This window comes from Actinomadura luzonensis, assembly GCF_022664455.2.
Lineage (GTDB): Bacteria > Actinomycetota > Actinomycetes > Streptosporangiales > Streptosporangiaceae > Nonomuraea > Nonomuraea luzonensis.
Window position 1 is genome coordinate 4407905 of record NZ_JAKRKC020000001.1, and the last position, 26870, is coordinate 4434774.

General features: G+C 75.3%; 22 protein-coding genes and 2 pseudogenes. 12 read left to right on the forward strand and 12 right to left on the reverse strand.

What is annotated here, in order from left to right:
• Positions 1-37: 37 nt before the first annotated feature.
• On the reverse strand, positions 38-667 hold the full coding sequence (locus tag MF672_RS21150; RefSeq protein WP_242383347.1) for a TetR/AcrR family transcriptional regulator: 630 nt from the start codon (positions 665-667) through the stop codon (positions 38-40).
• 91 nt (positions 668-758) lie between these two features.
• On the opposite strand from MF672_RS21150, the gene MF672_RS21155 reads away from it, so the two are divergent.
• Positions 759-1991 carry a cytochrome P450 gene (locus tag MF672_RS21155; protein WP_242383346.1) on the forward strand — a complete coding sequence of 411 codons (1233 nt, stop codon included), beginning with the start codon at positions 759-761 and terminating at the stop codon, positions 1989-1991.
• 58 nt (positions 1992-2049) lie between these two features.
• Positions 2050-2565, forward strand: coding sequence for a hypothetical protein (locus MF672_RS21160; RefSeq protein ID WP_242383345.1), 516 nt, complete (start codon positions 2050-2052; stop codon positions 2563-2565).
• A 9-nt stretch (positions 2566-2574) separates the two neighbouring features.
• Here the strand turns inward: MF672_RS21160 and MF672_RS21165 are convergent, their stop codons facing one another.
• The 4 genes from MF672_RS21165 to MF672_RS21180 all read right to left on the reverse strand — a co-directional run bounded on the left by MF672_RS21165 (position 2575) and on the right by MF672_RS21180 (position 6240).
• Complete coding sequence (locus tag MF672_RS21165) at positions 2575-2982, reverse strand: hypothetical protein (RefSeq protein WP_242383344.1); 408 nt, start codon at positions 2980-2982, stop codon at positions 2575-2577.
• Between the two features lie 84 nt (positions 2983-3066).
• Positions 3067-3792 carry a L,D-transpeptidase family protein gene (locus MF672_RS21170; RefSeq protein WP_247815359.1) on the reverse strand — a complete coding sequence of 242 codons (726 nt, stop codon included), beginning with the start codon at positions 3790-3792 and terminating at the stop codon, positions 3067-3069.
• A gap of 85 nt (positions 3793-3877) precedes the next feature.
• Positions 3878-5377, reverse strand: a complete 1500-nt coding sequence (locus MF672_RS21175; RefSeq protein WP_302893302.1) for an aminotransferase class V-fold PLP-dependent enzyme — start codon at positions 5375-5377, stop codon at positions 3878-3880.
• A 338-nt stretch (positions 5378-5715) separates the two neighbouring features.
• Positions 5716-6240: a hypothetical protein gene (locus MF672_RS21180; RefSeq protein WP_247815360.1), complete on the reverse strand. Its 525-nt coding sequence runs from the start codon at positions 6238-6240 to the stop codon at positions 5716-5718.
• 675 nt (positions 6241-6915) lie between these two features.
• On the opposite strand from MF672_RS21180, the pseudogene MF672_RS52195 reads away from it, so the two are divergent.
• From MF672_RS52195 to MF672_RS21210, 6 genes and pseudogenes are all read left to right on the forward strand, one after another.
• A pseudogene (locus MF672_RS52195) lies at positions 6916-7464 on the forward strand (histidine kinase); the annotation flags it as partial.
• Positions 7465-7661: 197 nt separating this feature from the next.
• Positions 7662-7925 carry a sensor histidine kinase gene (locus tag MF672_RS21190; protein WP_247815362.1) on the forward strand — a complete coding sequence of 88 codons (264 nt, stop codon included), beginning with the start codon at positions 7662-7664 and terminating at the stop codon, positions 7923-7925.
• On the forward strand, positions 7922-8557 hold the full coding sequence (locus MF672_RS21195) for a response regulator (RefSeq protein ID WP_242384177.1): 636 nt from the start codon (positions 7922-7924) through the stop codon (positions 8555-8557). The genes MF672_RS21190 and MF672_RS21195 overlap by 4 nt, the downstream gene beginning before the upstream one ends.
• An 84-nt stretch (positions 8558-8641) precedes the next feature.
• The gene (locus MF672_RS21200; protein ID WP_247815363.1) at positions 8642-9157 is read left to right on the forward strand and encodes a hypothetical protein; all 516 of its coding nucleotides are present in this window, start codon (positions 8642-8644) and stop codon (positions 9155-9157) included.
• Positions 9154-9612, forward strand: coding sequence for a hypothetical protein (locus MF672_RS21205; RefSeq protein ID WP_242383008.1), 459 nt, complete (start codon positions 9154-9156; stop codon positions 9610-9612). The genes MF672_RS21200 and MF672_RS21205 overlap by 4 nt, the downstream gene beginning before the upstream one ends.
• 1 nt (position 9613) lies before the next feature.
• Positions 9614-11068 (forward strand): multicopper oxidase family protein, encoded by a 1455-nt coding sequence (locus MF672_RS21210; RefSeq protein WP_242383006.1) that lies wholly within the window; start codon positions 9614-9616, stop codon positions 11066-11068.
• Positions 11069-11084: 16 nt separating this feature from the next.
• Here MF672_RS21210 and MF672_RS21215 read toward each other — a convergent pair whose 3' ends face one another.
• Complete coding sequence (locus tag MF672_RS21215; RefSeq protein WP_242383004.1) at positions 11085-12092, reverse strand: LacI family DNA-binding transcriptional regulator; 1008 nt, start codon at positions 12090-12092, stop codon at positions 11085-11087.
• Positions 12093-12295: 203 nt separating this feature from the next.
• On the opposite strand from MF672_RS21215, the gene MF672_RS21220 reads away from it, so the two are divergent.
• Both MF672_RS21220 and MF672_RS21225 read left to right on the forward strand, forming a co-directional pair.
• The gene (locus MF672_RS21220; protein ID WP_242383003.1) at positions 12296-14587 is read left to right on the forward strand and encodes a beta-xylosidase/alpha-l-arabinosidase; all 2292 of its coding nucleotides are present in this window, start codon (positions 12296-12298) and stop codon (positions 14585-14587) included.
• Between the two features lie 2 nt (positions 14588-14589).
• Positions 14590-16614 carry a beta-galactosidase gene (locus tag MF672_RS21225; RefSeq protein WP_242383001.1) on the forward strand — a complete coding sequence of 675 codons (2025 nt, stop codon included), beginning with the start codon at positions 14590-14592 and terminating at the stop codon, positions 16612-16614.
• Between the two features lie 46 nt (positions 16615-16660).
• Here MF672_RS21225 and MF672_RS21230 read toward each other — a convergent pair whose 3' ends face one another.
• The 5 genes and pseudogenes from MF672_RS21230 to MF672_RS21250 form a co-directional block, all read right to left on the reverse strand.
• Complete coding sequence (locus MF672_RS21230; protein WP_242383000.1) at positions 16661-17131, reverse strand: hypothetical protein; 471 nt, start codon at positions 17129-17131, stop codon at positions 16661-16663.
• A gap of 218 nt (positions 17132-17349) precedes the next feature.
• Positions 17350-18309, reverse strand: a pseudogene (locus MF672_RS21235) (RNA polymerase sigma factor); the annotation flags it as partial.
• A 205-nt stretch (positions 18310-18514) separates the two neighbouring features.
• Positions 18515-19663 carry a winged helix DNA-binding domain-containing protein gene (locus MF672_RS21240; RefSeq protein WP_242382998.1) on the reverse strand — a complete coding sequence of 383 codons (1149 nt, stop codon included), beginning with the start codon at positions 19661-19663 and terminating at the stop codon, positions 18515-18517.
• A gap of 16 nt (positions 19664-19679) precedes the next feature.
• Positions 19680-21110, reverse strand: coding sequence for a WS/DGAT/MGAT family O-acyltransferase (locus MF672_RS21245; protein ID WP_247815364.1), 1431 nt, complete (start codon positions 21108-21110; stop codon positions 19680-19682).
• A 69-nt stretch (positions 21111-21179) separates the two neighbouring features.
• Positions 21180-22226, reverse strand: coding sequence for a winged helix DNA-binding domain-containing protein (locus MF672_RS21250; protein ID WP_242383366.1), 1047 nt, complete (start codon positions 22224-22226; stop codon positions 21180-21182).
• Between the two features lie 9 nt (positions 22227-22235).
• On the opposite strand from MF672_RS21250, the gene MF672_RS21255 reads away from it, so the two are divergent.
• Together MF672_RS21255 and MF672_RS21260 are read left to right on the forward strand one after the other, a co-directional pair.
• Complete coding sequence (locus MF672_RS21255; RefSeq protein WP_242383367.1) at positions 22236-23414, forward strand: cysteine desulfurase-like protein; 1179 nt, start codon at positions 22236-22238, stop codon at positions 23412-23414.
• Between the two features lie 98 nt (positions 23415-23512).
• Complete coding sequence (locus MF672_RS21260; protein WP_242383368.1) at positions 23513-24487, forward strand: tyrosine-type recombinase/integrase; 975 nt, start codon at positions 23513-23515, stop codon at positions 24485-24487.
• Positions 24488-25126: 639 nt separating this feature from the next.
• Here MF672_RS21260 and MF672_RS21265 read toward each other — a convergent pair.
• Positions 25127-26809, reverse strand: coding sequence for a SulP family inorganic anion transporter (locus MF672_RS21265; protein ID WP_242383369.1), 1683 nt, complete (start codon positions 26807-26809; stop codon positions 25127-25129).
• Positions 26810-26870 lie beyond the last annotated feature (61 nt).

A 26870-nucleotide genomic window follows, 5' to 3' on the forward strand; every position in this document is an offset into this window, starting at 1 on the left:
ATAATTGCCGCCGAATAAACGGCGGAAGGGAGACCGCTCAGGCCCGGCCGCGGTCGCCGCCCGCGTGGAGGGCCACGAGGAGGGGCCAGGTGAGGGCGGCCATCTCGGCGGGCGGCCGAGGGCAGCCGCGCTGCAGCCAGTCGGTCGCGACGCCGAGGAGCGCGCCCGCGGTGAAGGCCGCCGGCACGTCGTGCGGAGTGGCGGCGTCCGGGCCGGGGGCCGGGCCGCCGGCCCGGCAGACGCTCGCGTACGAGGCGACGGTGGCGCGCCGGCGGACGTGGTCGATGACGCGGGCGCTGCCCTGCGGCCCCAGCACGCCCCGGTAGAGGCGCGCGTGCTCGGCCAGGTGCGCGAAGAACGTCACCAGGGTGCCGGACGGCGCCCCGGCCGGGCCGGGGGCCGCCGCCGGCCCCATGGGGATCGAGTCGACCAGTTCGTCGATCATCGACGTGCAGGCGGCCTCGGCCAGCTCGTGCACGTCCCGGTAGTGGTCGTAGAAGGTGGACCGGCTCACCCCGGCGCGCCCGGCGACGTCGGCCACGCTGATCCTGGACAGCTCCCGGTCCTGGACGAGCTCGATCAGCGTGCGCCGCAGGGCCTCCCGGGTCCGGCGCACCCGCCGGTCGCCGGGCTCGCCCGCGCGCTGCCCGGTCGTCGTCGTCGCCACGGCCTCAGTGTACGTTCCCGGACATCTGTCGGTTAGCCTGCAACTGTAGGGAAGCTGTGCGGTCGGACACCACACTCGAATGGGGAGAGCCTTGACCACTGACGCCGCCGACACCACCGACACCGGCTCCGCCGGGACGCTGCAGGTCGCCCGGGGTTGCCCGTTCGCCCCGCCGGAGCAGCACATGCGGCTCCTGCGCGAGCGGCCCGTCGCCAAGGTCACGCTGCCGACGGGACGGGACGCCTGGGTGGCCTCCCGCTACCAGGACATCAGGACGGTCCTGAGCGACCCGCGCTTCAGCGCCAACCGGCGGCACCCGGGCGCGCCGCGCCTGGTGAACGGGCCGGACAACGAGATGGCGATGTCGCCGCTGCCGAAGATGATGCTGGAGATGGACGGGGCCGAGCACGCCCAGGCCCGCCGCGCCGTGGTCGGCGAGTTCACGGTGCGGCGCATGGCGGCGCTGCGCCCGCGCATCCAGCAGTTCGTGGACGAGCACCTCGACGCCATGCTCGCCGGCCCCCGCCCCGCCGACCTGGTGACGGCGCTGGCGCTGCCGGTCCCGTCGCTGGTGATCTGCGAGCTGCTCGGCGTCCCGTACGCCGACCACGACTTCTTCCAGGTCAACAGCGCCCAGTTGCTCAACCGGCGGGCGACGGAGCAGGAGCGGCAGCACGCCGTCCTGGAGCTGGCGATCTACCTGGACAAGCTGATCGCCGCCAAGGAGCAGGAGCCCGCCGACGACCTGCTGGGCCGCCAGATCGCCAAGCAGCGCGACAACGGCGGGGTGGACCGGCCGGCGCTGCTCAGCCTGGCGTTCCTGCTGCTGATCGCCGGGCACGAGACGACCGCGAACATGATCTCGCTGGGCACGTACACGCTGCTGGAGCGGCCCGAGGCGCTGGAGGCGCTGCGCGCGGACCCGGACCGGTGGGGCGGCGCGGTGGAGGAGCTGCTGCGGTACTTCACCATCGCCGAGTTCGCGATGGCGCGGGTGGCGCTGGAGGACGTCGAGCTGGGCGGCGCCGTGATCCCGGCCGGGTCGGGCGTGCTCATGCTGGCCAACGCCGGCAACCGCGACCCCGAGGTGTTCGAGGACGGCGACCGGTTCGACCCGGCCCGCGACGACCGCAGCCACCTCGCCTTCGGCTACGGCCCGCACCAGTGCCTGGGCCAGAACCTGGCGCGGGTCGAGCTGGAGATCGTCTTCGAGACGTTGTTCCGGCGCGTGCCTGGGCTGCGACTGGCGGTGCCCGCCGACCAGCTCACGTTCAAGGACGAGGCCGCCGTGTACGGCATGCACGAGCTGCCCGTCACCTGGTGACCGGATCTTCTCCGCCTCCGGGGTGAACTTCGGGGCGTCCCCGGCCGTCGTACCCTGCATGACACGACACACGATGGCCCGGGCGACGCTGGCGACGGCGCTGGCCGCGGGGCTCCTGGCCGGCGCCGTCCCCGCCGCGCAGGCTTCCAGCGCGGCGGGCGGCACGTTCGGCCCGTACGGGTACGGGGGCGTCAAGCTCGGCATGAGCGCCAAGGCCGCCAAGGCCACGGGCCTCATCAGGCACAAGGGCGGCCTCGACTCCGGCACCTGCACGGGCTGGGAGCTGAAGGCCCACCCCGTCGGCCGCGACGCGGTCGGGCTCTACATCTCGAAGAAGCGCGGCGTCGCGATGATCTTCGCGCCGAAGGGCGCCAGGACGCCGGCCGGCATCGGCGTGGGCTCCACCCGCACCCAGCTCAAGAAGGCCTATCCGAAGCTCAAGACGGCCGCCAGCGGCTATCCGTACATCAAGGCGCCGGGCAACCCGAAGGCGTACTACGCCTTCCTGGTCAACGGCAAGGGCCGCATCTACGAGATCGCGCTGGCGCTGAACACCCAGGACTGCGCCAACTAGCCCGGCCGGTCAGCGTCCGGGGAAGAACGCCAGCGCGTTCGCCACCAGGACCGCCGCCACGGCCACCCCGCCCACCCAGGCGGGCACCATCGCGGCCCTGCGCCCGCCACGCAGGGCCCGCAGCCCGTGCCGGACGGCCTCCTCCTCGGGCGCGAGCAGCACCAGCAGCGCCGGGATCCCGGCCAGCAGCGCCGCCCCCGCCGGCAGCGCGGCGTTCACCCCGTCCGCGTGGCCGAGGACGCCGAGCAGCGCCTGGCCGACCACCACGGCGAACAGGTACGCCACCGGCAGCAGCAGGAGCGCCAGCCAGGCGTCGCGGTAGTCACGCCCGGCGTCCGCGCCGGGACGGCCCGGCCGGATGCGGGTGTCGCCGGAGGACCGGGTGTCGCCAGAGGACCGGGTGTCGTCAGAGGACATCGTCGTCGCCTCCTCCCTGACCCTTCCACCGTCCCTCCGGCCGGCGGGCGCCGGCCAGAGGCTTTCGGCCCGTTCCCGGGCCGCTCAGTGGACGACGACGGTGTCGCCGACCTTCAGCCAGCCGCTCGCCCACAGCCAGTCCATCGCGCCGGTGCTCACCCGCACGCAGCCGTGCGAGGCCGGGTAGGGCGGGACGGAGGCGTAGCCGTGCACGGCGATGCCGCCGTTGAAGTAGCGCGGCCGGTAGAGCAGCCCGAGCGGGCCGCGGTCCCAGCCGTTCACCTGCCGCTGGACGCGGAACGTGCCGCGCGGGGTGACCGCCCGCTTGGTGACGCCGCCCACGGTGTAGAGGCGGCCGGTGCCGGTGGAGGTGTTGAACACCTGGCGCACCCGGCCGCCGTCGGCGAGGACGAGCAGCTGGCGGGCCAGGTCGATCTCGGCGCGCCGCCCCGAGGCGGTGTACGGGCGGGGCAGCGCGCCCCGGTCCAGGGCGGCCCACGTCCGGGGGCCGACGACGCCGTCGCGGGGCAGCCCCGCGGCCTTCTGCAGGGCGTACACCGCCTGGGTGGTGTACCCGCCGAACCGGCCGTCGGCGGCGCCCGTCCAGTAGCCGAGCGCGGCCAGCCGCCGTTGCAGCGCGAGCACGGCGGCCCCGGTGGCGCCGGCCGCAGCACCGGCCGCGAGCGCCGCCGGGGTGGGAGCCGCCTGGGCGGGAGCCGCCCGCGACGCGGGCACGAGGGCGGCGGCGGGCGCGCCCGCCGCGCAGACGGCCAGCGCCACCCCCGCCGCCAGGAACGCATGGCGGATCATGATGGCCTCCTGAGATCCTCACCTCCATGATCCGGCGGCGTCCCCGCCTCCGGCAGGGTCTTTGGGCCTCTGGGACGCCCGCCGCTCAGGCCAGGCAGGCGGCGGGCAGCGGGAACCAGCGCAGCCGCTCGAAGTCGTCCGGCAGCCCCGCCGGGGCCGCGCCGGACGGCTCCGGCCGGGACTCCAGCAGGGCGCGGGCCTGCTCCAGGTAGCCGGGCAGGGCGTCCTCGCCGGCCCGCTCGCGCGGCACCGCCGTCCCGTACGGGTCGTCGAAGCGCAGGTCGGACAGGTGCAACGGCGGGTCGGCCGGGGCGTCGCGGTGCCGCCACAGCCCGTCCGCCGGGTCGAAGCGGTAGTCGGGCAGCAGCCGGTGCCCGAGGCGGGCCAGCAGATCCACGGCGTCGATGAGGTAGTCGCACACGGCGTCGGAGATGAAGTAGTGGAAGTTGACCCGCACCCAGCCCGGCTTGATGCCCTGGCAGCCCTGCCCGATCTCCTCCTCGAACGCGCGCGAGCGGGCCGCGTCGATGGCCAGCAGCCGGTGGCCGTACGGCCCGGCGCAGGAGCAGCCGCCGCGCGCCTGCACGCCGAACAGGTCGTTCAGCACCGCCACCACGAAGTTGTGGTGCAGGAACAGCCCGCCCGCCGCCCGGATCCTGATCGAGACGATGGACAGCCGGCGCGAGTGCCGGTCGCCGAGGATCTCGACGGCCGGGTTGCGCTCCCAGCGGGCCAGCGCGCGCTGCCAGAAGCGCTCCTCCAGCGCCTGGATGACGTCGGTGCCGATGGCCTGCTTGAGCCGGAAGACCAGCCCGGCGCGGATCGACTCGACGATGGCGGGAGTGCCGGCCTCCTCGCGGGCGACCGGGTCGTCGAGGTAGCGGTGCCCGACGGGGTCCACGAACAGCACGGTGCCGCCGCCCGGCGCGGTCGGCACCGGGTTCCTGACCAGCTCGCGCCGGACGACGAGCACGCCGGGCGTCTGCGGGCCGCCGACGAACTTGTGCGGCGACAGGAACACCGCGTCCTTGTGGTCGTCCGCGCCGGGCGCGCTCGCGGCCATCCTGATCGGCACGTACGGGGCCGCCGCCGCGTAGTCCCAGAACGACAGCGCGCCGTGGGCGTGCAGCAGCGCCGCGATGCGCTCGGTGTCGGTGAGGATGCCGGTGACGTTGGAGGCGGCCGAGAAGCTGCCGATCAGCAGCGGCCGGTGGGCGTGCCGGGCGAGCTGGGCGGCGAGGTCGTCGCAGTCGATGTGGCCGGCCGCGTCCTCGCCGATGGCGACGGTGTCGGCGATCGACTCGCGCCATGGCAGCTCGTTGGAGTGGTGCTCGTACGGGCCGACGAACACCACCGGCCGCTCCCGTTCCGGCAGGGGCCGGGCGTGGCGGGCGGGGACGCGCAACTCCAGGATCGCGACCAGCTTGTTGACCGCGGCGGTCGCGCCGGAGCCGCAGAAGACGACCAGGTCGTCGGGGCCGCCGCCGACGCCCTCGTGCACGGCGCGGCGGGCCTCCTCGCGCAGCCGGCCGGTCTGCAGGCCGGTGCCGCTGCTCTCGGTGTGGGTGTTGGCGTAGCGGGGCAGGACGTGGTCGCGGACGAAGTCCTCGGATGAAGGCCAGCGACCGGCCGGAGGCGGTGTAGTCGGCGTAGGTCACGCGGCGGGGGCCGTACGGGCCGGGCAGCACCTCGTCGTCGCCGATGATGGCGGCGCGGAGACGGTCGAGCAGCGGCGAGGCCGGCGGCGCCTTGGGGGTGGGCATGCCCCCAGCATCCGCCGTCCGGTCGCGCCCGTCACGTGCGCACCAGGCGCGGCGCCTCCGCCTGGAGGCGTCAAGAACCGTAGGCGCGCGAGTGATGGTGATCTGGGCGGACGTCGGCCAGGATGGGGCCATGCCCGCCTGGCGGTCACGCAGAGTACCCTCACGGCGACCGGGCACGGGCCCGGCGGCGGTGGCGATCGCCTTGGTGGTGCTGGGCGTGGTGGCGACGGCGGCGTCCCTGGACGCGCCCTCGGACGGGACCGTCGTCCGGCTGGGCTGGCGGGCCTCCGGCGTGGTGGTGGACGTCCCCGGGCCGGGGGCGGGGCTGCGCGCCGGCGACCTGGTGACCGGCGTGGGCGGGCACCGCCTGGCCGAGGGGCCGGGCAGCGTCCCGCGCCCGGCCCTGGGAACGGTCCTGCCGTACGCGACGGCGCGCGGCGTCGTCGCCGTCAGGGCGGTACGGCCGGACCCGTACCGGCTGGCCCTGGAGGGCTGGGGGAACCTCGTCTTCGTGGTCGCGCTCGCCGGCCTGGCCGCGGCGCTGCGCCTGCGCCGCCCGGAGGAGCCCGCCACGGGCCCGCTGCTGGTGGTCGCGGCGGCGCTGCTGGGCAGCACGGTCACGGTCGCCGCCGGGCTGCCGGTCCTCGCGCTGGCGACGGGCGGGCCGCAGCTGTGGCTGTTCCATCTCAGCGCGGTCGGCGCGTACGCGGTGGGCTGGGGCGCGCTGCTGGCCTTCGCGGTGGCGTTCACGGCCCGCGCGCCGCACTCGCCGGGCCGCCGCCGGGCGGTCGCCGTCGCCTACGCCCTGCCGCCGGCCGCGACCGCGCTGTGGGCCGTGGCGGCCGCGCCCCTCTCCGCCGGCGTGTTCGGCTGGCTCGGCCTGCTGCACGCCGGGCAGACCGCAGTGGTGGCGCTGTCGCTGGTGGCCTCCGCCGTCTGGGGCGTGCTCGCCTACCGCCGCGACGCCGACCCGCTGGTGCGCGGCCGGCTGCGCTGGGTGCTGGGCGGCGGGGTGGTGACGAGCGTGCTCGGGCTCGCCGGCTGGCACCTGCCGGAGCTGCTCGCCGGGGCGCGCCCGCTGCCGTGGGGGGCGCTGGGGCTGTCGGGGCTGCCGTTCGTGGCGAGCGTCGGGGTGGCGCTGCGCCGGCACCGGCTGTTCGACATCGAGCGGCTGGCCAACCGGTCCCTCGTGTACGCCGCCGTGGTCGCCGTCCTGGTCGCCGGGTACGCGGCCGTGGTGGCGTTCCTGGTGGGCGGCCTGCGGCTGTCGCAGCCGGTGGCCGCCGCGCTGACCGCGGCCGGCGCGGCGCTGGCCCTCGCGCCGCTGCGCAACCTCGCGCAGAGCACCGTCAACCGGGTCATGTACGGCGACCGGCACGACCCGGCGGGCGCCCTGACCCGGCTCGGCGCCCGGCTGCAGGCCGCGCCGCTGCCGGCCGACGTGCTGCCCGCCGTCGTGGAGACCGTGGCGCGCTCGCTGCGGGTCCCGTACGTGGCGATCGACCTGGTGGACGGCGCGGGCGGCAGCCACGAGGCGGCCCGGCACGGCGAGCCGGCCGGGCCGGTGCACGCCGAGCCGCTGCGCCACCACGGCGCGCTGATCGGGTGGCTGCGCGTGTCGGCCCGCGAGCCCGACGACCCGCTCGAACCCGTGGACCTCGTCCTGATCGGCTCGCTCGCGCAGCAGGCGGGCACCGCGGTGCAGGCGGTGCGGCTGCACGAGGACCTGGCCCGCTCCCGCGCCGAGGTGGTCGCCTCGCGCGAGGACGAGCGCCGCCGGCTGCGCCGCGACCTGCACGACGGGCTCGGGCGCAGCCTGGCCGCGATCGGGCTGAAGGCGGGGCTGGCCGCCAGGGCGGTGCCGGGCGGCTCGCCGGCGCGGCCGCTGCTGGAGGAGATCGCGGCGGAGGCGGCGGCGTCGCTGGCCGACGTGCGGCGGCTGGTGGAGGCGCTGCGCCCGCCCGCGCTGGACGAACTGGGCGTCGTGGCGCGGTCCGGGCCCGGGCGGCGGCCCTGGCGGGCGACATGCGGGTCGAGGTCACCGGCCCGGCCGCCGGGCTGCCCGCGCTGCCGGCCGCGGTCGAGACGGCCGCGTACCGGATCGCGGTGGAGGCCGTCACCAACGCCGCCCGGCACAGCGGCGCCACGGCCTGCACCGCGACGATCGCGGCGGCGGCGGGCGGGGTCGAGGTGGTGGTGCGCGACGACGGCCGGGGGCTGGACCCGGCGCGGCCGCCGGGGGTGGGGTTCCGCTCGATGCGGGAGAGGGCCGCCGAGGTGGGCGGCACGTGGTCGGCGCGGTCCGGGCCGGAGGGCGGGACCGTGGTCCGCGCCTTCCTGCCGGTCGCGCCCGGGAAGGAGGGCTCGTGATCCGGGTGCTGCTGGCCGACGACCATCCGCTCTTCGTCGCGGGCCTGCGGGCCGTGCTGGACGCCGAGCCCGGCCTGGAGGTGGCCGCCGTGGCCGTCACCGGCGAGGACGCCGTCCGCCTGGCCGCCGAGCACAGGCCGGACGTCGCCGTGCTGGACGTCAGCATGCCGGGCGGCGACGGCATCGCGGTCACCGCCCGGCTGCGCGCCGCCGGGCTGCCGTGCCGCGTGCTGATCCTGACGATGTACGACGACGACGAGAACGTCGTCGCCGCCCTGCGCGCGGGCGCCCACGGGTACGCGCTGAAGGGGTCGGGCGGCGAGGAGATCGTGGCGGCGGTGCGGGCGGTGGCGCGCGGGGAGGCGGTGTTCGGGGCGGGGGTGGCGGCGCGGCTGCTGGCGCACTTCGCCCGCGCCGCGGCGGTCGCGCCGTTCCCGCAGCTCACCGAGCGGGAGCACGAGGTGCTGGGGCTGGTGGCGCGGGGGCTGGGCAACGCGGCGATCGGGCAGCGGCTCGGGCTGAGCGCCAAGACGGTGCGCAACCACGTGTCCAACATCCTCGCCAAGCTGCACGTCGCCGACCGCGCGGCCGCCATCGTGCGGGCCCGCGAGGCGGGCCTCGGCGGGAGCTGACCGGCCCGTCCCGGCGCGGATCCCGGACGGGGCGGGACGGATGCCTCATGACGGCGGGACACCGGGCCGCGCATCCTGACCGGCATGAGGACGCGGACGGCCGGCGCCGGGCTCGGCCTCCTGGCCTCGGCGCCGGTGTGCCTGCTCGGCACCTGGGAGGGGACGGCGCCGTGCGGCCTGTGGTGGAGCGCCGGCGCCTGGCTGGCCGTGGCGGCGGCGGCCCTGGCCTACCGGGACGTCGCCGCGCACGGCCGCCGCGCCCTGCCCGCGGCCGCCATGGCGCTGCTCGGCGTGGTCGCCTCGGCGGGGACGGTGGAGGCGACGCTGCGGGCGGCGGGCGAGCACCTGCTCGCCGGGCAGCCGGGGTTGCTGCTCGCCCTGGTGTGCGGGGCGGCGGCGGGCGTGGCGGGGCTGGCGTGGGCGGGCGGCCGGGCGGGGCTCGTCCCGCCGCCGGCCGCCGTGCTGGCCACGGCCGCGACGCTGCTGAGCACGCTCACCGCCGACCCCGCCGCCCCCTATCTCCTCGGCGCCGGGCCGCTCGGCGCCGTCCTGCTGGTCGAAGCGCTCCGACCGGGCGCACGGAAGGGACAAGCGACATGAGAACGGTGTACAAGGTGCTCGCGTACGCGATCGCCGTGGAGGTCGCCGTGCAGGCGATGGCGATCGTGCTCGCGGTCGCGGGCCTCGGCAAGTGGGTGTCGGCGGGCAACGTGTTCGACAAGTCGGTGATGGAGAGCGACCAGTTCGCCTTTCCCGAGGTCATCGGCATCATCGTGCACGGGCTCAACGGCGGCGTGGTGATCCCCGCCCTGGCGCTGATCCTCCTGGTGGTCTCCTTCTTCGCCCGGGTGCCGGGCGGGGTGAAGGTCGCCGCGCTGGTGCTGGCGCTGGTCGCCGCGCAGGCGATGCTCGGCTACGCCGGGCACGACCTGCCGATGCTGGGGGCGCTGCACGGCCTGAACGCGATGGTGCTGTTCACCGCCGCCCTGGCGGCGGGCCGCCGGGCGCGCAGGCCGGCCGCCGTGGCGGGGACGCCGGCCGGCACCGCGGTCTGAGATGGCGCTCCCCCGCCGGCTCCGGCTCGCCGTGTCCGCCGGCGCGGCGCTGGCCGTCGTGGTGCCGCTGGCCTGGCTGTGGCGGGCGAGCCTGCTGCCGCCGGCGTACTCGGTGATGAGCATGGGGTACGCCGACGACGGCGGGGCGCGGGCGCACCGCCCGGCGGCCGTCCGCGACATCAGGAGCCTGGTCGCCGACCCGCGCCGCGCGCCGGACGTCCAGGTGACGCTCACCGCCCGCAGGGAGCGTTTCCGGCTGGCCTCCGGGCGCGAGAGCGACGGCTACACGCTGAACGGCCGCTCCCCCGGCCCCGAGATCACCGCCGTGCGAGGGCAGCTCGTGCAGGTGCGGCTGGTCAACGCCTCGGTGCCCGGCGGGGTCACGCTGCACTGGCACGGCGTGGACGTGCCGGGCGCCGAGGACGGCGTGGCCGGCGTCACCCAGGACGCGGTGCCGCCCGGCGGCTCGTACGTCTACCGCTTCGTCGCCCGGCAGGCCGGGACGTTCTGGTACCACTCCCACCAGCTCTCGCACGAGCAGGTGGCGGGCGGGCTGCTCGGCGCGCTGGTGGTCCGGCCCGCGGCGGCGCCCGGCCCCGGGGCCGATGTGGTCGCGCTGACCCACCTCTACGACGGCGTCCGCACGGTGAACGGGTCGGCGTCCGACCTGCGGATCACGGGCGCGCGGGCCCGGGTGCGGGTGATCAACACCGACAACGGCCCGATGCCGGTCTGGGTCACCGGGGGCGTGGCCCGGCTGGTCGCCGTGGACGGCACGGACCTGCACGGGCCGGGCCCGATCGGGCGGGCGGCGGTGCTGGTGACCTCGGGGGGCCGCGCCGACCTGGAGGTGGCCGTGCCGGCCGGCGGGGCGGCGCGGGTGCAGATCGGCGGGCCGCTGTCGGTGGTGGTGGCCGCGTCCGCCGCCGTCCGGCCGCCGCCCCCGGCGCCGCGCCCGCCGGCCACCCTGGACCTGCTGGCCTACGGCACGCCCGCGCCGGCGCCCTTCGACGCCTCCCGGCCGGACCGGGTCTTCCGCTACGCGATGGGCCGCCGTCCCGGCTTCCTGGACGGGGTGCCGGGCCTGTACTGGACGGTCAACGGCCACCTGTTCCCCGACGTGCCGATGTTCGTGGTGGCCGAGGGCGACCTGGTGCGCATGACGGTCGTCAACGACAGCGGCGAGGTGCATCCGATGCACCTGCACGGCCACCACGCGCTGGTGCTGTCGCGCGACGGCGTCCCGGCGACCGGCGGCCCGTGGTGGGTGGACTCGCTGAACGTCGAGGACGGCGAGTCGTACGAGCTGGCCTTTCGCGCGGACAACCCGGGCGTGTGGGTCGACCACTGCCACAACCTGCCGCACGCCGTGCAGGGCCTCATGGTGCACCTCATGTACGAGGGCGTCGCCACGCCGTTCGTGGCCGGCGGGCCGGCGGGCAACGCCGCCGAATGACGCCGGACAGGGCGGCTCAGCCGGGCGGGGCGGTGCTGGCGCGCAGGATGAGCGTGGTGGCCAGCTCGATGCGGGTGCCCGCGGGCCCGCGCGGGTGGGTCAGCTCCTCGCTGATGAGCCGCACGGCCTCGTTCGCCATCTCGTCGAGCGGCTGGCGGACGGTGGTGAGCGGCGGCGACATCGTCTCGCACAGCGGCGAGTCGTCGAACCCCACGACCGACAGCTCGCCGGGCACCCGCACCCCGCGCTCGGCGGCGGCCTGGTAGACGCCCGCGGCCTGGAGGTCGGAGCCGGCGAAGACGGCGCTCGGCGGGTCGTCGCGGTCGAGCAGCTCGGCCCCGTTCCGCTTGCCGCCGGAGACGAGGAAGTCGCCGTAGCGGGTCAGCCCGGGGTCGGGCTCGATGCCGAACGTGCGGTGGGCGGCGAGGTAGCCCTCGTAGCGGTCGAGCGTGCACTGCACGTCGAGCGGGCCGCCGATGAAGCCGATCCGGGTGTGGCCGAGCTCCAGCAGGTGGGTGGTGGCGAGCACGCCGCCGTTCCAGTTGGTGGCGCCGACGGTGGACAGGCGCGGGTCGCGCTGGCCGACCGGGTCGAGCAGGACCAGCGGGACGTGCAGCAGCTCCTCGATGGCCCGGATCTCCTCGGCGTTGGCGCGCGAGAGCACCAGCACGATGCCGTCGGTGCCGCGCTTGCGCATGATGCCGATCCAGCGCCGCAGGTCGAAGTCGGGCCGCGCGGAGGAGGTGATGACCAGCGAGAACCCCCAGCGGGCGGCCGCCTTCTCGGCGCCGCCGACGACGACCTGCGACCACGGCGAGCCGAGCCCGTCGATGAGCAGGTCGACGATGCCCACCCGGGGGGTGGTGGGCGGGCGCGGGGTCTCGTAGCCGAAGGCGCGCACCGCCTCCAGGACCTTGTCCCTGGTGGCGGCCGAGACGTGCTTCTTGCCGCTCAGCACCTTGGACACCGTGGGGACCGACACTCCGGCTGCCGCCGCGACGTCCGCGAGCGTGGCTCGGCGCACGGAAATCTCGCACCTCCACAACTTTTCGGAAAGTATCGGAAAGCCTGGTAGCCCCGTTGAGCTGGGACAACCGCGGCCATGCCGCTCCCGTACTGGATCTGTTGACATTACTACGAGCGGCAGCCTACCGTAACGCTTCGGCAATGTCACGGTAATATTTCGGAAAGTTAGCCGGAAACTTTCTGTCGGGGTTGGTGATGGTCATGCTTGAGGAACGCCGGGAGCGGCGGGTCAGGGAACTGGTCGCGGAGATGACGCTGGAGGAGAAGCTCGCCCAGCTCGTGGGCGTGTGGCTGAACGTCAACCGCGACGAGGGGGTGGTCGCGCCGCTCCAGGACTCGATGCAGGGCGAGGAGGTGGCGTTCGAGGAGTTCGCCCGGCAGGGCCTCGGTCAGATCACCCGCCACTACGGCACCCGCCCGGTCGAGCCGCTGCGGGCGAGCGGCGCGCTGGCCGCCCGCCAGCGGTGGCTGCGCGACAAGACCCGGCTCGGGATCCCCGCGCTGGCCCACGAGGAGTGCCTGACGGGGGTGGCCGCCTGGCGGGCCGCGGTCTACCCGGTGCCGCCCGCGTGGGGGGCCTCGTTCGACCCCGGGCTGGTCGAGCGGATGGCGGCCGCGATCGGCGCGGACCTGCGGCTGCTCGGCGTGCACCAGGGCCTCGCGCCCGTGCTGGACGTGATCCGCGACCAGCGGTGGGGCCGGGTCGAGGAGTGCGTCTCGGAGGACCCGTACGAGGTGGCCACCATCGGCGCGGCCTACGTGCGCGGCCTGCAGTCGGCGGGCGTGATCGCCACGCTCAAGCACTTCGTCGGCTACTCCAACTCCCGGGCCGGCCGCAACCTGGCGCCGGTGCACGCCGGGCCGCGCGAGGTGGCCGACACGCTGCTGTTCCCCTTCGAGGTCGCGGTGCGCGACGCCGGCGCCGGCTCGGTCATGAACTCCTACGCCGAGATCGACGGCGTCCCGATGGCCGCCGACGCCCACTACCTGACGCGTGTGCTGCGCGAGGAGTGGGGCTTCGAGGGCACCGTCGTCGCCGACTACTTCTCGGTGGCGTTCCTGCACACCCTGCACGCCGTCGCCGAGGACGCCGAGGACGCCGCCGTGCAGGCGCTCACCGCGGGCATCGACGTCGAGCTGCCGACCGGCGTGGCGTACCTGGAGCCGCTGCGGGACGCCGTCGGCTCCGGCCGGGTCGACGAGGCGCTGGTGGACCGGGCGCTGCTGCGCGTGCTGCGGCAGAAGGCCCGGCTCGGGCTGCTCGACGACGACTACGAGCCGGCCGAACCCGGCGGGCCCGTGGACCTCGACGGCCCCGGCGCGCGCGAGGTCGCGCGGCTGCTGGCCGAGGAGTCGGTGGTGCTGCTGGCCAACGACGGCGTGCTGCCGCTCGGCGACGCCGCCGGCCGCCGGCTGGCCGTGGTCGGGCCCAACGCCGACGACGTGGCCGCGCTGTTCGGCTGCTACTCCTTCGTCCAGCACGTGCTGCCGCACTTCCCCGGCGTCGAGCCGGGCATCGCCGCGCCGACGCTGCTGGAGGCCCTGCGCGCCGAGTTCCCCGGCGCGGTGATCGAGACGGCGCGCGGCACCGGCGTGGACGACGGCGACCGGTCGGGCATCCCGGCCGCCGCCCGCCTGGCCGCCGGCTCGGACGTGGCGATCGTGGTGCTCGGCGACCGGTCGGGGCTGTTCGGGCGGGGCACGTCCGGCGAGGGCTGCGACGCGGAGAGCCTGGAGCTGCCCGGCGCGCAGCGCGAGCTGGCCGAGGCGGTCATCGCCACCGGCACGCCGACCGTGGTGGTGCTGATGACCGGGCGCGGCTACGCGGTGCCCGGCCTGCTGCGCGACGCCGCCGCCGTCGTGCAGGCGTTCTTCCCCGGCGAGGAGGGCGCGGGCGCGATCGCCCGGGTGCTGAGCGGGGCGGTCAACCCGTCCGGGCGGCTGCCGATGAGCCTGCCGCGGTCGGCCGCCGGGCAGCCGTACAGCTACCTGCACCCGAAGCTGGGCGGGGCCGGGTCGGTCAGCAACGTCGATCCCGCGCCCGCGCTGCCGTTCGGGCACGGGCTCAGCTACACCTCCTTCGCCTACGGCGGCATGACCGCCGCCGCAACGGCCCCCACCGGCGGCTCGATCACCTGCTCGGTGACGGTCCGCAACGCCGGCGACCGGCGCGGCGCCGAGGTCGTCCAGCTCTACGCCGCCGACCGCGTCGCCTCGGTGACCCGCCCGGTCGCCCAGCTCGTCGGGTACGCCCGCGTCGAGCTCGGCCCCGGCGAGAGCGCCAGGGTCGGCTTCGAGGTCCCGGCCCGGCTGCTGGCCTTCACCGGCCGCGACGGCCGGCGCGTGGTGGAGCCCGGCGAGGTCGGGCTGTCGGTCCGCCGCTCGGTGGCGGACGTCGTCGAGGAGCGGACGGTGACGCTGACCGGCCCCGTCCACGAGATCACCGGCGCCGAGCCGCGCCTGACCGCCGTGACCGTCGAGCAGGAGCTTTGAGCATGACCCGCATGGACGCCTTCCGCCGCCGGATGCAGGGCCTCGCCTACGGCGGCGACTACAACCCCGAGCAGTGGGACCGCGAGGTCTGGCTGGAGGACGTGCGCCTGATGCGCGAGGCCGGGGTGAACATCGTCTCGCTCGGCGTGTTCGCGTGGGCGTCGCTGGAGCCGGAGCCGGGCAGGTACGAGTTCGGCTGGATGGACGAGGTCATGGACCTCCTGCACGCCCACGGCATCAGCGTCAACCTGGCCACCCCCACCGCGGCCCCGCCCGTCTGGCTGACCCACCTGCACCCCGAGGTGTTCCCGATCAGGGAGGACGGCCACCCGTTCGGCTTCGGCAACCGCCTCCAGTACGACCCCTCCTCCCCGATCTACCGCGAGTACGCGGCGAACATCACCACCAGGCTGGCCGAGCGCTACTCCTTCCACCCGGCCCTCGCGATGTGGCACATCAGCAACGAGTACGGCCCGACCGCCTACAACGAGGCGGCCGCGGTCAGCTTCCGCCGCTGGCTGCGCCGCAGGTACGGCACCCTCGACCGGCTCAACGAGGCGTGGACCACCCGCTTCTGGGGCCAGGTCTACACCGACTGGGAGCAGATCGACGTCCCGCACATCCCGCGCACCTGGATGAACCCCACCCGCCGCCTCGACTTCAAGCGCTTCACCTCCGACGCGCTGCTGGAGTGCTATCTGGCCGAGCGCGACATCGTCCGCTCCTTCCGCGACGACGTGCCGGTGATGACCAACTTCATGCGCTTCTACCGGCACGCCGACTACTGGAAGTGGGCGCCGGAGGAGGACGCGGCGGCGCTCGACATCTACCCGAACCCGGCCGACGCCGACTCCCACGTCTCGGCGGCGTTCAACTTCGACCTGTTCCGCTCGCTGAAGGGCGGGCAGCCGTGGATGCTGATGGAGCAGTCCAGCAGCGCCGTCAGCCAGTGGCGGCTCAACGTGGTCAAGGAGCCGGGGCGGATGCGGCTCGGCTCGCTGCAGGCGCTGTCGCGGGCCTCGGACTCGGTGATGTTCTTCCAGTGGCGGGCCAGCCGGGGCGGGCAGGAGCGCTTCCACTCGGCGATGCTGCCGCACTCGGGGCCGGACTCGCGGACGTTCCGCGAGATCAAGGACCTCGGGCGGGAGCTGAAGCTGCTGGCGCCGCTCGCGGGCACCACCTCCCGCGCGGAGATCGCGATCCTGTTCGACTGGGACGGCTGGTGGGGGCTGGAAGAGGTCTTCGGCCTGCCGCGCAGCGACTTCAGCTACACCGACACGGTGATGCGGCACTACACGCCGCTGTGGGAGCGGCACCACGCGGTGGACGTGGTGTCGGCGGCCTCGCCGCTGGAGGGGTACAAGGTGCTGGTGGTGCCGAACGCGTACCTGATCGACGACGAGGGCGTGCGGCGGATCACCGAGTTCGCCCGCTCCGGCGGCACCGTGCTCATGTCGTTCTTCTCGGGCGTCGTGGACGGCGACAACCGGGTCCGCCTGGACGGCTACCCGGGGGCGTTCCGCGAGCTGATCGGCGCCAAGATCGACGAGTACTGGCCGGCCCGGCCGCACGAGAGCTTCACCGTCGAGTTCGCCGACGGCTCCGCCTGCACCTCCACCTGGTGGCGGGAGGACCTGCACCTGGAGAGCGGCAAGGCGCTGGCCACCTACCGGGACGGGCTGCTGGCGGGCCGGGCCGCCGTCGTCGAGAACCGCTACGGCGCCGGCCGGGTCGTCTACGTCGCGACGCTGCTGGCGGAGGCGGCCTTCGACGACCTGGTGGCGGACACGGTCGAGACGGCGGGCGTGCGCCCGCGCTTCCCCGGCGTGCCCGCGCACGTGGAGTGCGCGGTGCGGGGCGACGAGCGGCACGAGTACGTGTTCCTGCTCAACCACAGCGGCGAGGAGGGCGCGTCGGTGCCGCTGGCCGGCGAGGGCACGGACCTGCTCACCGGCCGGGAGGTGCGCGGGCGGGTGGAGCTGGCGCCGCTCGGCGCGGCGGTCGTCCAGGTGGCCCGCCCCGCCTGACCAGGCGCCCGGCGGCGGGGAGCGCTGCGCCTGAGCGTCCGGGAGGTCAGGCGAGGCGCAGCGACACCGCGGAACCCGGCATCAGGGCCAGGAACGCGCACAGCGCCACGTACAGGCCGAGCACCAGCCCGCGGCGCCACCATTCGACGCCGCGGGCGGTGGCGAGGACCGCGAACGGGTAGGCGAACACGCCCGCCAGCAGGATCGCCACGCCCACGAGGTCGCCGACGAGCACCCGCACGGGCAGCAGGAAGACGGGCGCGGCCAGGGCGACCGGCCAGGCGGGGCGCACCCGCAGCAGGTGCAGCAGCGGCCAGGCCAGCACGAGCGTCGCCCACCACCCCGGCTCCGCCACGCCGGGCGACGCCGGCGGCGCGGCGTCGCCGCCCAGGGCGAACAGGAGCAGCGTCCATCCGGCGTACGCCAGCGGAAGGACGGCCCCGGCCAGCCCCGCGAGCGCCACCTGCTGGGCCAGGCGCTCCCGGGCGGACTCCTCCAGCGACGTCGCCAGGTTCACATTGTCAACATTGCAGCACGACATGCCCGATGACCAGATGCGCGCGCAAGACGCGCGCGGAAGAACACCGGCCGCGGGCCGGCCGCCGGTGCGATCAGCGGGCCCGTGCGGCGCATCTCGGCGCCCGTGTGCGCGGCCCTTCTCACCACCGGCGGAACACCCCCCACCTCATGCCCGGTACGGCTGAATGCCCGGTGCGTCTTGGATGCCCGGTGCGGCTAGCTCAGGTAGTCGCGCAGCGCCAGCGAGCGGGACGGGTGGCGCAGCTTGGACATCGTCTTGGCCTCGATCTGGCGGATGCGCTCGCGGGTGACGCCGTAGACCTTGCCGATCTCGTCGAGCGTGCGCGGCTTGCCGTCGGTCAGGCCGTACCGCATGCTGATCACGCCCGCCTCCCGCTCGGACAGCTGGTCGAGCAGGCTGTGGAGCTGCTGCTGGAGCAGCGTGAAGGAGACCGCGTCGGCCGGGGAGACGGCCTCGGTGTCCTCGATGAGGTCGCCGAACTCGCTGTCGCCCTCCTCGCCGAGCGGCGTGCTCAGCGAGATCGGCTCGCGCCCGTAGCCCTGGACCTCGGCCACCCGGTCGACGTCGAGGTCGGTCTCGGCGGCGATCTCCTCGGGCGTGGGCTCGCGGCCGAGGTCGCTCTGCAGGCGGCGCTGCACCCGCGCCACCTTGTTGATCAGCTCCACCATGTGGACGGGAATGCGGATGGTGCGGGCCTGGTCGGCCATGGCCCGGGTGATCGCCTGCTTGATCCACCAGGTGGCGTAGGTCGAGAACTTGTAGCCGAGCCGGTAGTCGAACTTCTCGATCGTGCGGATCAGCCCCAGGTTGCCCTCCTGGATGAGGTCCAGGAAGAGCATGCCCCGGCCGGTGTAGCGCTTGGCGATGGACACCACCAGCCGCAGGTTGGCCTCCAGCATGCGGCGCTTGGCCTCGACGCCGTCGGCGGCGACCCACTCCAGATCGCCCCGCAGCTCGTCCGACAGGCCGGACTCGGTGTCGAGGCGTTCGCGCGCGAACAGCCCCGCCTCGATGCGTTTGGCCAGGTCGATCTCCTGCTCGGCGGTGAGCAGGGGCACTCGGCCGATCTCCTTGAGGTAGGCCTTGACCGAGTCCGCGCCGACGGGCGCACCACCGTCGGCGCTGTGGTTGTCGTCCAGTTCTAGAACCTCTGCTGCTTCGGACAAAACACTCTCCTCGCTCGCGTTGGACGGACGCACGGAACACGTGTGGAGGATGTGACTACGGCATCGCCACCTTTGCGAACGAACGGCGCACAAACGGGTATATCGCGGAGAAACAAGTGGCCGGGTGGCCGCCATTACCACGCTACCCAACCGGGGTGGGTCACCGGCACGTTCGGCCCGCCGGAGGGCGTGTTCAGCGCGACGCGGACCGCGCCGGGAATCGCGGCGGCAGCCAGGCGAACCTCCCCTCCTCGACGCCGGCGAAGGCCATCAGGCGCGCCCCCTCGGCGGCCAGCTCGTCCATCACGCCCCCGGGCAGCGGGTGGAAGGGCTCGGCCGTCAGCACGCCGTTCTTAAGGTCCCACACGCCACCGACAGAACCGTCGACGAGGAAGGTCGGGTAGACGGCCGCGCCGACGCACACCGCCTTGCGCTGCTCGGCCGTCATGAGCCGGCTCCGGTCGGCGTAGGCGACCATGAGGTTGTCGAACCAGGGCAGGAAGCGCACCGGGGCGGGCGTGCCGGGGTCGGCGAGCGGCGCGCCGGGCAGGTCGTACAGGACGCGGCCGTCCTCGTCCCGGTAGGTGCGCAGGTCGCGCATGCCCTCGACGACGGGGCGCAGCCGGGTCAGCCCCGACCACGCCTGCACGTCCATCACCGACGCGGGGCCGAAGGCCGCGAGGTAGCGCCGCACCAGCCGCTCGACAGCGGGCCCGGCGGCGGGCCCGGCGGGGGACCCGGCGGGGGGCTGCGCCTCCAGCGGGCGCTCCAGCCACTGCTCGGCCAGCGTGAACGGCGTCGCGCCGCCCTGCCCCCACAGGCCGTTCGGCGGGGTGTGCACGATGGGCAGCAGCGTCTGCGCCGAGTAGGCGAGCGCCACCGGGTCGGCCTGCGGCCACCGTTCGAGCAGCAGGTCGCGGAGCTGGGGGCGGGTGAGGGTGCGCCCGTCCCGGTGGGCGCGGGCCAGGTGGGCGCGGATCAGGCCGGCGCACTCCGCCGCGTCCACCCCGGACAGGGCGCGCGCGAAGGCGCCGCGCCGGATCCGGTCGAGCACCGGTTGCAGCAGCGGGCGGATCCACACGTAGTCGTCGGCCAGGGCCAGGTGCTGGGTGCCGCGCAGCAGCGTGCCCCGGACGACCTGCTTGCCGCGCAGCAGGGCGGCGAGGTCGTCCTGGGTGAAGGAGGCCAGGCGGGACCAGAGGCCGAGGTAGGGCGCGCCGGTGTCCTGCCCCTGCAGGGCGACCAGCCGGCCGACGGCCTCGGCGGGCGTGACGGCGGCGCGGTCCAGGAGGAGCTGGCGGTCCAGGGCGGTGCGGTTGAGCACCCGGCGGTCGAGGATCATGCGCCGAGCGTAGGCGTCAATGCGGCAAGGTTGTTTCCGCGTTCAGGAGGTCGTCGAGGGCGGTGCGCAGGTCCCCGGCGAGCTCCCAGGCGTCGGGCACCATGCTGCGGTCGGTGACGACGCCGATGTCGAGCGAGCCGTTGTAGGAGAACGCGGTGATGTTGACGCCGCCGCTGACGTCGGTGATCACCGAGACCGGGTAGTGGGTCAGCAGCAGGCCGCCGCACACGTACAGCGGGAGCTGCGGCCCCGGCACGTTCGAGATGATCACGTTGATCGGCGGGACGGTCTCCCCCACCAGCGAGAACGCCGAGCGCGAGGCCAGCCCCATGAGCGCCGCCGGCATCGACTCGCTGAACTCGCGCAGCCAGCGCGCCGGGGCCAGCGAGAACCGGTCCTTGATCAGGTGCATGGCCCGCCGCACCTCGCCCAGCCGGGCCACCGGGTCCTCGACGTGCACGGCGAGCGGCGCGGTCATGATCGTCACCTGGTTGCCCTGACCGGTCACGCCCGCCTCGCGCAGCGAGAACGGCACCCCGGCCACCAGCGGGTGGTCCGGCACGCCGCCGTGCGCGGCCAGCCACTCGCGCAGCGCGCCCGCGCACACGGCCATGACGACGTCGTTGACCGTCACCCCGAACGCCTTGCGCACCGCCTTGACCTCCTCCAGCGGCAGCGACACGAACGCGAAGCGGCGGTGCTGCGAGACCGGCCCGCTGAACGGCGTCCGCGGCGCGGGCAGCGGCGGCAGCCCGGGCGCGCCGCCGGCGCCGGCCAGCCTGCGCGCCAGCCCGGACAGCAGGCGGCTGCCGGGCAGCCGGGACACGACGGGGATCTCGTCCAGGTGCGGCACGGCCGCCGCCGCGAACCGGACCGCCTGCGCCGGGTTGAGCGCCAGCCTGGCCAGCCCGCGGGCCAGCATCTCCGCCGGCGCGGGCGGCGGCTCGTCCCGCTCGGGCGCGGCCGGGGGCGGCGGCGCGGGCTCGGGGGTGGTGTCGAGCAGCGCGGCCAGCACGTCGGCGCCGCCGATGCCGTCCACGGCGGCGTGGTGGATCTTGGTGTAGAGGCCCATGCGGCCGCCGGACAGGTTGTGGATGAGGTAGATCTCCCACAGCGGGCGGCTCCGGTCGAGGCGGCGGGCGTGCAGGCGGGAGACCTGGTCGGCGAGCTGCCGGTCGTCGCCGGGCGGCGGCAGGCCGATCTCGCGGACGTGGTAGTCGAGGTCGAGGTCGTCCTCCTGCACCCAGTACGGATGGTCCAGCCCGAACGGCACCGGGGCCAGCCTGCGCCGCAGGGCCGGCACGTACGGGAGCCGCCGTTCGAGCAGGGCCTGCAGGTCGGCGCGGTTGAGGTCGCCCGCGAGGATCGCCAGGCCGGCGATGTTGGCGACGTTCGTGGCCGTCTCGACGTTGAGGAACTGGGCGTCCAGGGCGGTGAGCTGTGGCATGGGGCATACCACCTCCGCCCCGAACAAATCAGACTGCGCGCACGGCGGCAAGGCCACCCGCGCGTGCCCCTACCCCTCCACCCCGAGGTCGTACGCGGCCGCGTCCGGCTCGGCGAAGGCCAGCATCCGCAGCCCCTCCTCCTCCACCTCCGCCCCCGGGGCGGCCCCGAAGGGGGCGAGCAGCAGCCTCGCCTTCCTGCCCGAGCGCTTGACCTGCCACGTCCCCGCCGCGAACCCGTCCACCAGGTAGACCGCCCGCACCCGCAGGTTCTTGGTGGTGACCAGGCCCTTGTGCTCGTCGGCCAGCACCCGCGCGCGGTCGGCGTGGCCGAGGACGAGCGTGTCGAAGTCGGGCAGGAACCGCACGGGCGCGGGGACGTCGCCGCCGGGGCGGGGCGCGCCCGGCAGGTCGAACAGCTCCTTGCCGTCCGGCCCGGCGAGCCGTTCCAGCTCCATCGCCTCCATCACCGGGCGCAGGCCGCGCACCCCCGACCAGGTCTGCGCGTCGGCGGGCGTGGCGGGGCCGAAGGCGGCCAGGTAGCGCTCGACCAGCGCCCGTGGGGAGGGCTCCGGGTCGAGGGCGACGCCGGGCGGGGCGAAGGCGGGGTCGCGCGGGAAGCTCCACCGGTCCTCGGTGGGCACCATGGCGAGCGGCGTCAGCAGGCGCACCGCGTAGCCGAGGGCCCGGTCGTGGCCGCCGGGGAACTCGGCCAGCAGGCGGGGCCGCAGCTCGTTGAAGGTGTGGGGCCGCTCGGCCAGCAGCCGGTCGGCGACGGCCGCCACCGCCGCGAAGTCGATCTCGTCGAAGCGGCGCGCAGCGGCGAGCAGCATCGGCTCCAGCAGCCGCCGGAACGCCGCGAAGTCGGCCGCCGTCACCAGGTGCAGCGTGGCCCGCCACATCGTGGCCCGCAGCACCGCGCCGGCCCGCAGCGCCGCGTGCAGGTCGTCCCGCCCGAACCCCTCCAGCCGCGACCACACCCCCAGGTACGGCGGGCGCGGCTCCTGCGCCTGCAGCCCGGCGAGCCGGTGGACGACGTCCGTCACCTCGCCCTTGTGCCGGCCGAGCAGGTGCTGACGGGCCAAGGTGGCACGGTTGAGGTCGCGGAGGCTGAGCATCTACCTATCATGCCTTTCCCCATCAAAGCGGTACGCGCCTGCTACCCCGCTCTCACCGACGGCTACGCCTACCTCGACGGCGCCGCCGGCACGCAGACCCCCCAGTCGGTGATCGACGCCATCTCCCACGCCTACCGCAGCGGGATCGGCAACGCGGGCGGCGCCTTCCCCGCCAGCCACCGCTCCGACGCGATCGTGGCCGCCTGCCGCGCCGCCGTCGCCGACCTGGTCGGCGGCGACCCGCGCGGCGTCATCCTCGGCCCGAACATGACGACCCTCACCTACCGCCTGTCGCGGGCCCTCGCCGGCCCCGGCGACGAGGTCGTGGTCTCCCGGCTCGACCACGACGCCAACGTCCGGCCCTGGACGCAGACCGGCGCCACCGTGCGCTGGGCCGAGGTCGACCCGGTGACCGGCGAGCTGCCCGTCGAGCAGTACGCCGCCCTGATCAACGAGCGCACCCGCGTGGTGGCCGTGACCGCCGCGTCCAACATCATCGGCACCCGTCCCGACGTCGCCGCCATCGCAGAGCTGGCGCACCGGGCCGGGGCGCTCATGTACGTGGACGGCGTGCACGCCGCCGCGCACGGCCCGGTCGACATGCGGGCGCTCGGCGCGGACTGCTACGCCACCAGCGCCTACAAGTGGTCCGGGCCGCACATCGGGGCGGTCGTCGCCGACCCGGCGCTGCTGGAGACGCTGCGGCCGGACAAGCTCGCCTCCTCGCCCGACACGGTGCCCGAACGCTTCGAGACGGGCACGGCCGCCTTCGCCGACCTGGAGGGCGTGACGGCCGCCGTGGACCACCTGGCGTCCATGGTGCCCGGCACGGGCTCCCGGCGCGAGCGGCTGCTGGCCTCCATGACGGCGGCGGAGGAGCACGAGACGGAGCTGTTCGGGGTGCTGATGGAGGGGCTGGAGACGATGCCGCACGTCACCACGTACGGCAAGCCCGCCCGCCGCACCGCCACCGCCTACTTCAACGTCGCCGGGCACACCCCGCGGGCCGTCGCCGAGCACCTGGCCCGGCAGCGGGTCAACGTCTGGAACGGGCACAACTACGCGTGGGAGCTGACCGGCGTGCTGGGCATCCGCGACTCGGGCGGGGCGGTGCGGGCGGGGCTGGTCCCGTACAACGACCGCTCGGACGTGGACCGCCTCCTGACCGCCGTCGCCGGCCTGGCCTGACCCCGCCCCTCCCGGCACCGGGACGGCAGCCCGGCCCGTCCCTCCCGTCGCGTGGGTCTTCCTGAGGAGGGGCGGGCCGGCACCGTAAGATCGTCCAGGTGAGCCTGCCTGCCGTACCCGGACCGGCGGCGCCGCCGGTCGAGCCGGCGCGAGACCCGTACCACGTCTACCTCGACTCGCTCACCAGCCCCGAGTCGCGCCGCACCATGCGCGGCTGCCTCGACCGGCTGGCCCGCCTGCTCACCGGCGACGACACGGCGACCGGCGAGGGCCAGCCGTGGCACCTGCTGCGTTACGAGCACACCGTCCGCATCCGCACGCTGCTGACCGACCAGGGGTGGTCGGCGGCGTACGTCAACAAGCACCTGGTGGCGCTGCGGCGGGTGCTTAAGGAGGCGTGGCGGCTCGGCCAGGTGAGCGCCGAGGACCTGGCCCGCGCCTCCGACCTGGCCCCCGTACGGCAGCACCGGCTGCCGTCCGGGCACCACGTGCCGCCCGAGGTGGTCGGCGCGGCCCTGTCCGCGTGCGCCGACGACACGCCGGCCGGCGTCCGGGACGCGGCCCTGATCGCCGTCCTGTACTCCACCGGCTGCCGGCGGGCCGAGCTGGGCGGCCTGACGCTGGCCGACTACGACCCGGGGGCGCGTTCGCTGCGGGTGCGCGGCAAACGCGACAAGGAGCGCCTGGTCTACCTGACGGCGGACGCGATCGGCCTGGTGGAGCGGTGGCTCGCGGTGCGCGGGCCGATGCCGGGGGCGCTGTTCAGCCCGATCAGCAAGGCGGGCCGCCTGCGCGTGCGCGACGGCCGCCCCGTCGGGCTCACCGGGCAGGGCATCGCCGACATCCTCACGCGCCGCTTCTCCTCCGCCGGGGCCGCCCGGCGCACCGCGCACGACTTCCGCCGCACCTTCATCGGCGAGCTGCTGGACGCGGGCGTGGACCTGGCGACCGCCCAGGCCCTGGTCGGCCACTCCTCCCCCGCCACCACCGCCCGCTACGACCGCCGCCCGGAACGCACCCGCCGCGAAGCCGTCGACCGCCTCCGCCTCCCCGCCCCACGTCCTTTGGCCTGACCCACCCCAGCCCCGGGGCCGCCACGGCACCCCCGGACACCCGAAGGACAAGCCCACCGGCTTCAGCGCGCGGGCTCAGCGTATGGGCCGACTCAGCTCGGGCCGGTTGAGGGCGGGCCGGCTCAGAGCGGGGCCGGCTCAGGGCAGGTCGGCTCGGGTCGGTTCAGACGGGTCGGTTCAGGGGCGGGTCAGCTCCGGCCTGTGGGTCGGCCGGTACGGGTGACTTCGGCCGCGGGTCAGCTCGGGCCTGTGGGTCGGCCGGTACCGGTGACTTCGGCCGCGGGTCAGCTCGGGCCCGTGGGTCGGCCCGGTGCGGATGGGTTCGGCCATGGGTCGGCTCGGCGTGCGACCGGTGGGGTGCGGGCCGGCTCGGTGGCCAAGGCACAGCGCGCCGAGCCGACCCCGCCTGAGCCCACCCGGCCCTGGACCGACCCGGACGAGCCGACCCGGACGAGCCGACCCGGACGAGCCGACCCGGACGAGCCGACCCCGGCGAGCCGACCCCGGCGAGCCGACCCCGGCGCAGTGTGCCGGCCCGGGCGCAGTGTGCGGCCCGGGCGCAGTGTGCGGCCCGGGCGCAGTGTGCCGAGCCGTCCTCGCGCCGGGCCTCCGGCGGGTCCGGCGCGGGGACGGGCGGGTTCAGCCGGCGAGCCGGGGCAGGATCCCCGAGCTGCGGAGGCGGTCGCGGGCGGCCGCGATGGCCTCCGTGGTGGTGGCGAAGACCTGGCCCGCCTCGTCGAGCCGGGCGATCACCCCCAGCGCCTCCAACGGCTGGTGGTGGCCGTCCGGGATGCCGGACACGTAGACGAGGATGCCGCGGCGTTCCAGCCGTTCGATGGCGTCGCCGAGCACCAGCGCCCCGCTGGCGTCGATGGTGGTGACCCGTGACATGCGCAGGACGACCACGGACACGTCGGTCACCTCCGACAGCTCCAGCAGGAAGCGGTGGGCCGCCGCGAAGAACAGCGGGCCCGCCAGCCGGTAGGTGACGATGTGCTCGGCGAGCAGGGCGTGCTCGTCCTCGGTGTGTTGCAGGTGGGCCTCGTTGCGCAGCGGCTCGGCGTCGAGGCGGACGTTGCGCGCCAGGGTGCGGAGCGCGAGCGCCCCCGCCACGACGAACCCCACGATGATGGCCAGCACGGTGTCGAGCGTGAGCGTGGCCACGGCGGTGAGCACCAGGACCACGGCGTCGGCCCGGGTGGAGCGGAACATGGCGCGGACCGCGTCCACCTCGATCATGCGTATGGACGTGGCCAGCAGCACGCCGGCCAGCGCGGCGAGCGGGATCTTGGAGACGAGCCCCGCCGCGGTGCAGACGATGGCGGCCAGGATGGCCGCGTGCGAGAGCGCCGCCAGCCGCGAGCGCGCCCCGGAGCGGACGTTGACGGCGGTGCGGACCATGGCCCCGGTGCCGGGCATGCCGCCGAACAGCGGCGTGACCAGGTTGGCCAGCCCCTGCCCGAACAGCTCCCTGTCGGGGTCGTGCCGCGGCCCGCGGGTCATGCCGTCGGTGACCGAGGCCGACAGCAGGGACTCGAGGGCGGCGAGCGCGGCCACCGCGACGGCGGGCGCCAGCAGCGACGGCAGCGCGGCCGGGTCGAAGAAGGCGAACGACGGCGCGGGCAGCCCGGCCGGCATGTCGCCGATCCTGGCCAGCGGCAGCTCCGCGGCTTCGGCGACGACGGTGGCGACGACCACGGCGAGCAGCGAGAACGGCACCGTGGGCCGCAGGCTCGCCCCCACGAGCAGCACCGCGGCGACGCCCAGCGTGACGCACATGGCCCACCAGTGCGGACGGGCCAGGAAGTCGAGGAGGGCGTGCCAGGCGACGACGGCGACCTTGTCGTGGCCGCTCGCCTCGACGCCGAGCGCGGACGGCAGCTGCTGGAGACCGATCACGCAGGCCACCCCCACGGTGAACCCGGCGACCACGGGCGCGGGCACGAGCGCGATGTAGCGCCCGGCACGGGCCAGCGCGAGCCCGATCAGCAGCAGCCCGGCCAGCGCGCCCACGGTGAGCACCCCGGCAGGCCCGTGGACGCTCATGATCGGCATGAGGATGACGGTCATGGCCCCGCTCGTGCCGGTGACCTGGACCCGCGAGCCGCCGAAGACGGCGGCCAGCGCGCCGGCGACGACGGCTGTGGCCAGGCCGGACTCGGCGCCCATGCCGGAGCTGATGCCGAAGCCCAGTGCGAGGGGCAGGGCGACGATCGCCACGGTGAGCCCGGCCACGAGGTCGCTGCGCGGGGTGCGGCCCATGGCGGCGAGGTCGGCGGGGTCGGGCAGGACGCCGCGCAGGCGCGCCCGGACGGAGGACATGCGCGCCCCCATCACGAACCGTGATCCTGGACGAACGTACGGTAGTCATACAAATGCGTAA

Bases quoted from the DNA above. Each gene is read 5' to 3' on its own strand.
- MF672_RS21255 (WP_242383367.1), top strand. From the start codon at position 22,236: ATGCCTTTCCCCATCAAAGCGGTACGCGCCTGCTACCCCGCTCTCACC.
- MF672_RS21240 (WP_242382998.1), bottom strand. From the start codon at position 19,663: ATGATCCTCGACCGCCGGGTGCTCAACCGCACCGCCCTGGACCGCCAG.
- MF672_RS21180 (WP_247815360.1), bottom strand. From the start codon at position 6,240: ATGGAACAGCCACAGCTGCGGCCCGCCCGTCGCCAGCGCGAGGACCGG.
- MF672_RS21205 (WP_242383008.1), top strand. From the start codon at position 9,154: ATGAGAACGGTGTACAAGGTGCTCGCGTACGCGATCGCCGTGGAGGTC.
- MF672_RS21250 (WP_242383366.1), bottom strand. From the start codon at position 22,226: ATGCTCAGCCTCCGCGACCTCAACCGTGCCACCTTGGCCCGTCAGCAC.
- MF672_RS21220 (WP_242383003.1), top strand. From the start codon at position 12,296: ATGCTTGAGGAACGCCGGGAGCGGCGGGTCAGGGAACTGGTCGCGGAG.
- MF672_RS21170 (WP_247815359.1), bottom strand. From the start codon at position 3,792: ATGATCCGCCATGCGTTCCTGGCGGCGGGGGTGGCGCTGGCCGTCTGC.
- MF672_RS21245 (WP_247815364.1), bottom strand. From the start codon at position 21,110: ATGCCACAGCTCACCGCCCTGGACGCCCAGTTCCTCAACGTCGAGACG.
- MF672_RS21265 (WP_242383369.1), bottom strand. From the start codon at position 26,809: ATGTCCTCCGTCCGGGCGCGCCTGCGCGGCGTCCTGCCCGACCCCGCC.
- MF672_RS21210 (WP_242383006.1), top strand. From the start codon at position 9,614: ATGGCGCTCCCCCGCCGGCTCCGGCTCGCCGTGTCCGCCGGCGCGGCG.
- MF672_RS21165 (WP_242383344.1), bottom strand. From the start codon at position 2,982: ATGTCCTCTGACGACACCCGGTCCTCTGGCGACACCCGGTCCTCCGGC.
- MF672_RS21160 (WP_242383345.1), top strand. From the start codon at position 2,050: ATGACACGACACACGATGGCCCGGGCGACGCTGGCGACGGCGCTGGCC.
- MF672_RS21225 (WP_242383001.1), top strand. From the start codon at position 14,590: ATGACCCGCATGGACGCCTTCCGCCGCCGGATGCAGGGCCTCGCCTAC.
- MF672_RS21200 (WP_247815363.1), top strand. From the start codon at position 8,642: ATGAGGACGCGGACGGCCGGCGCCGGGCTCGGCCTCCTGGCCTCGGCG.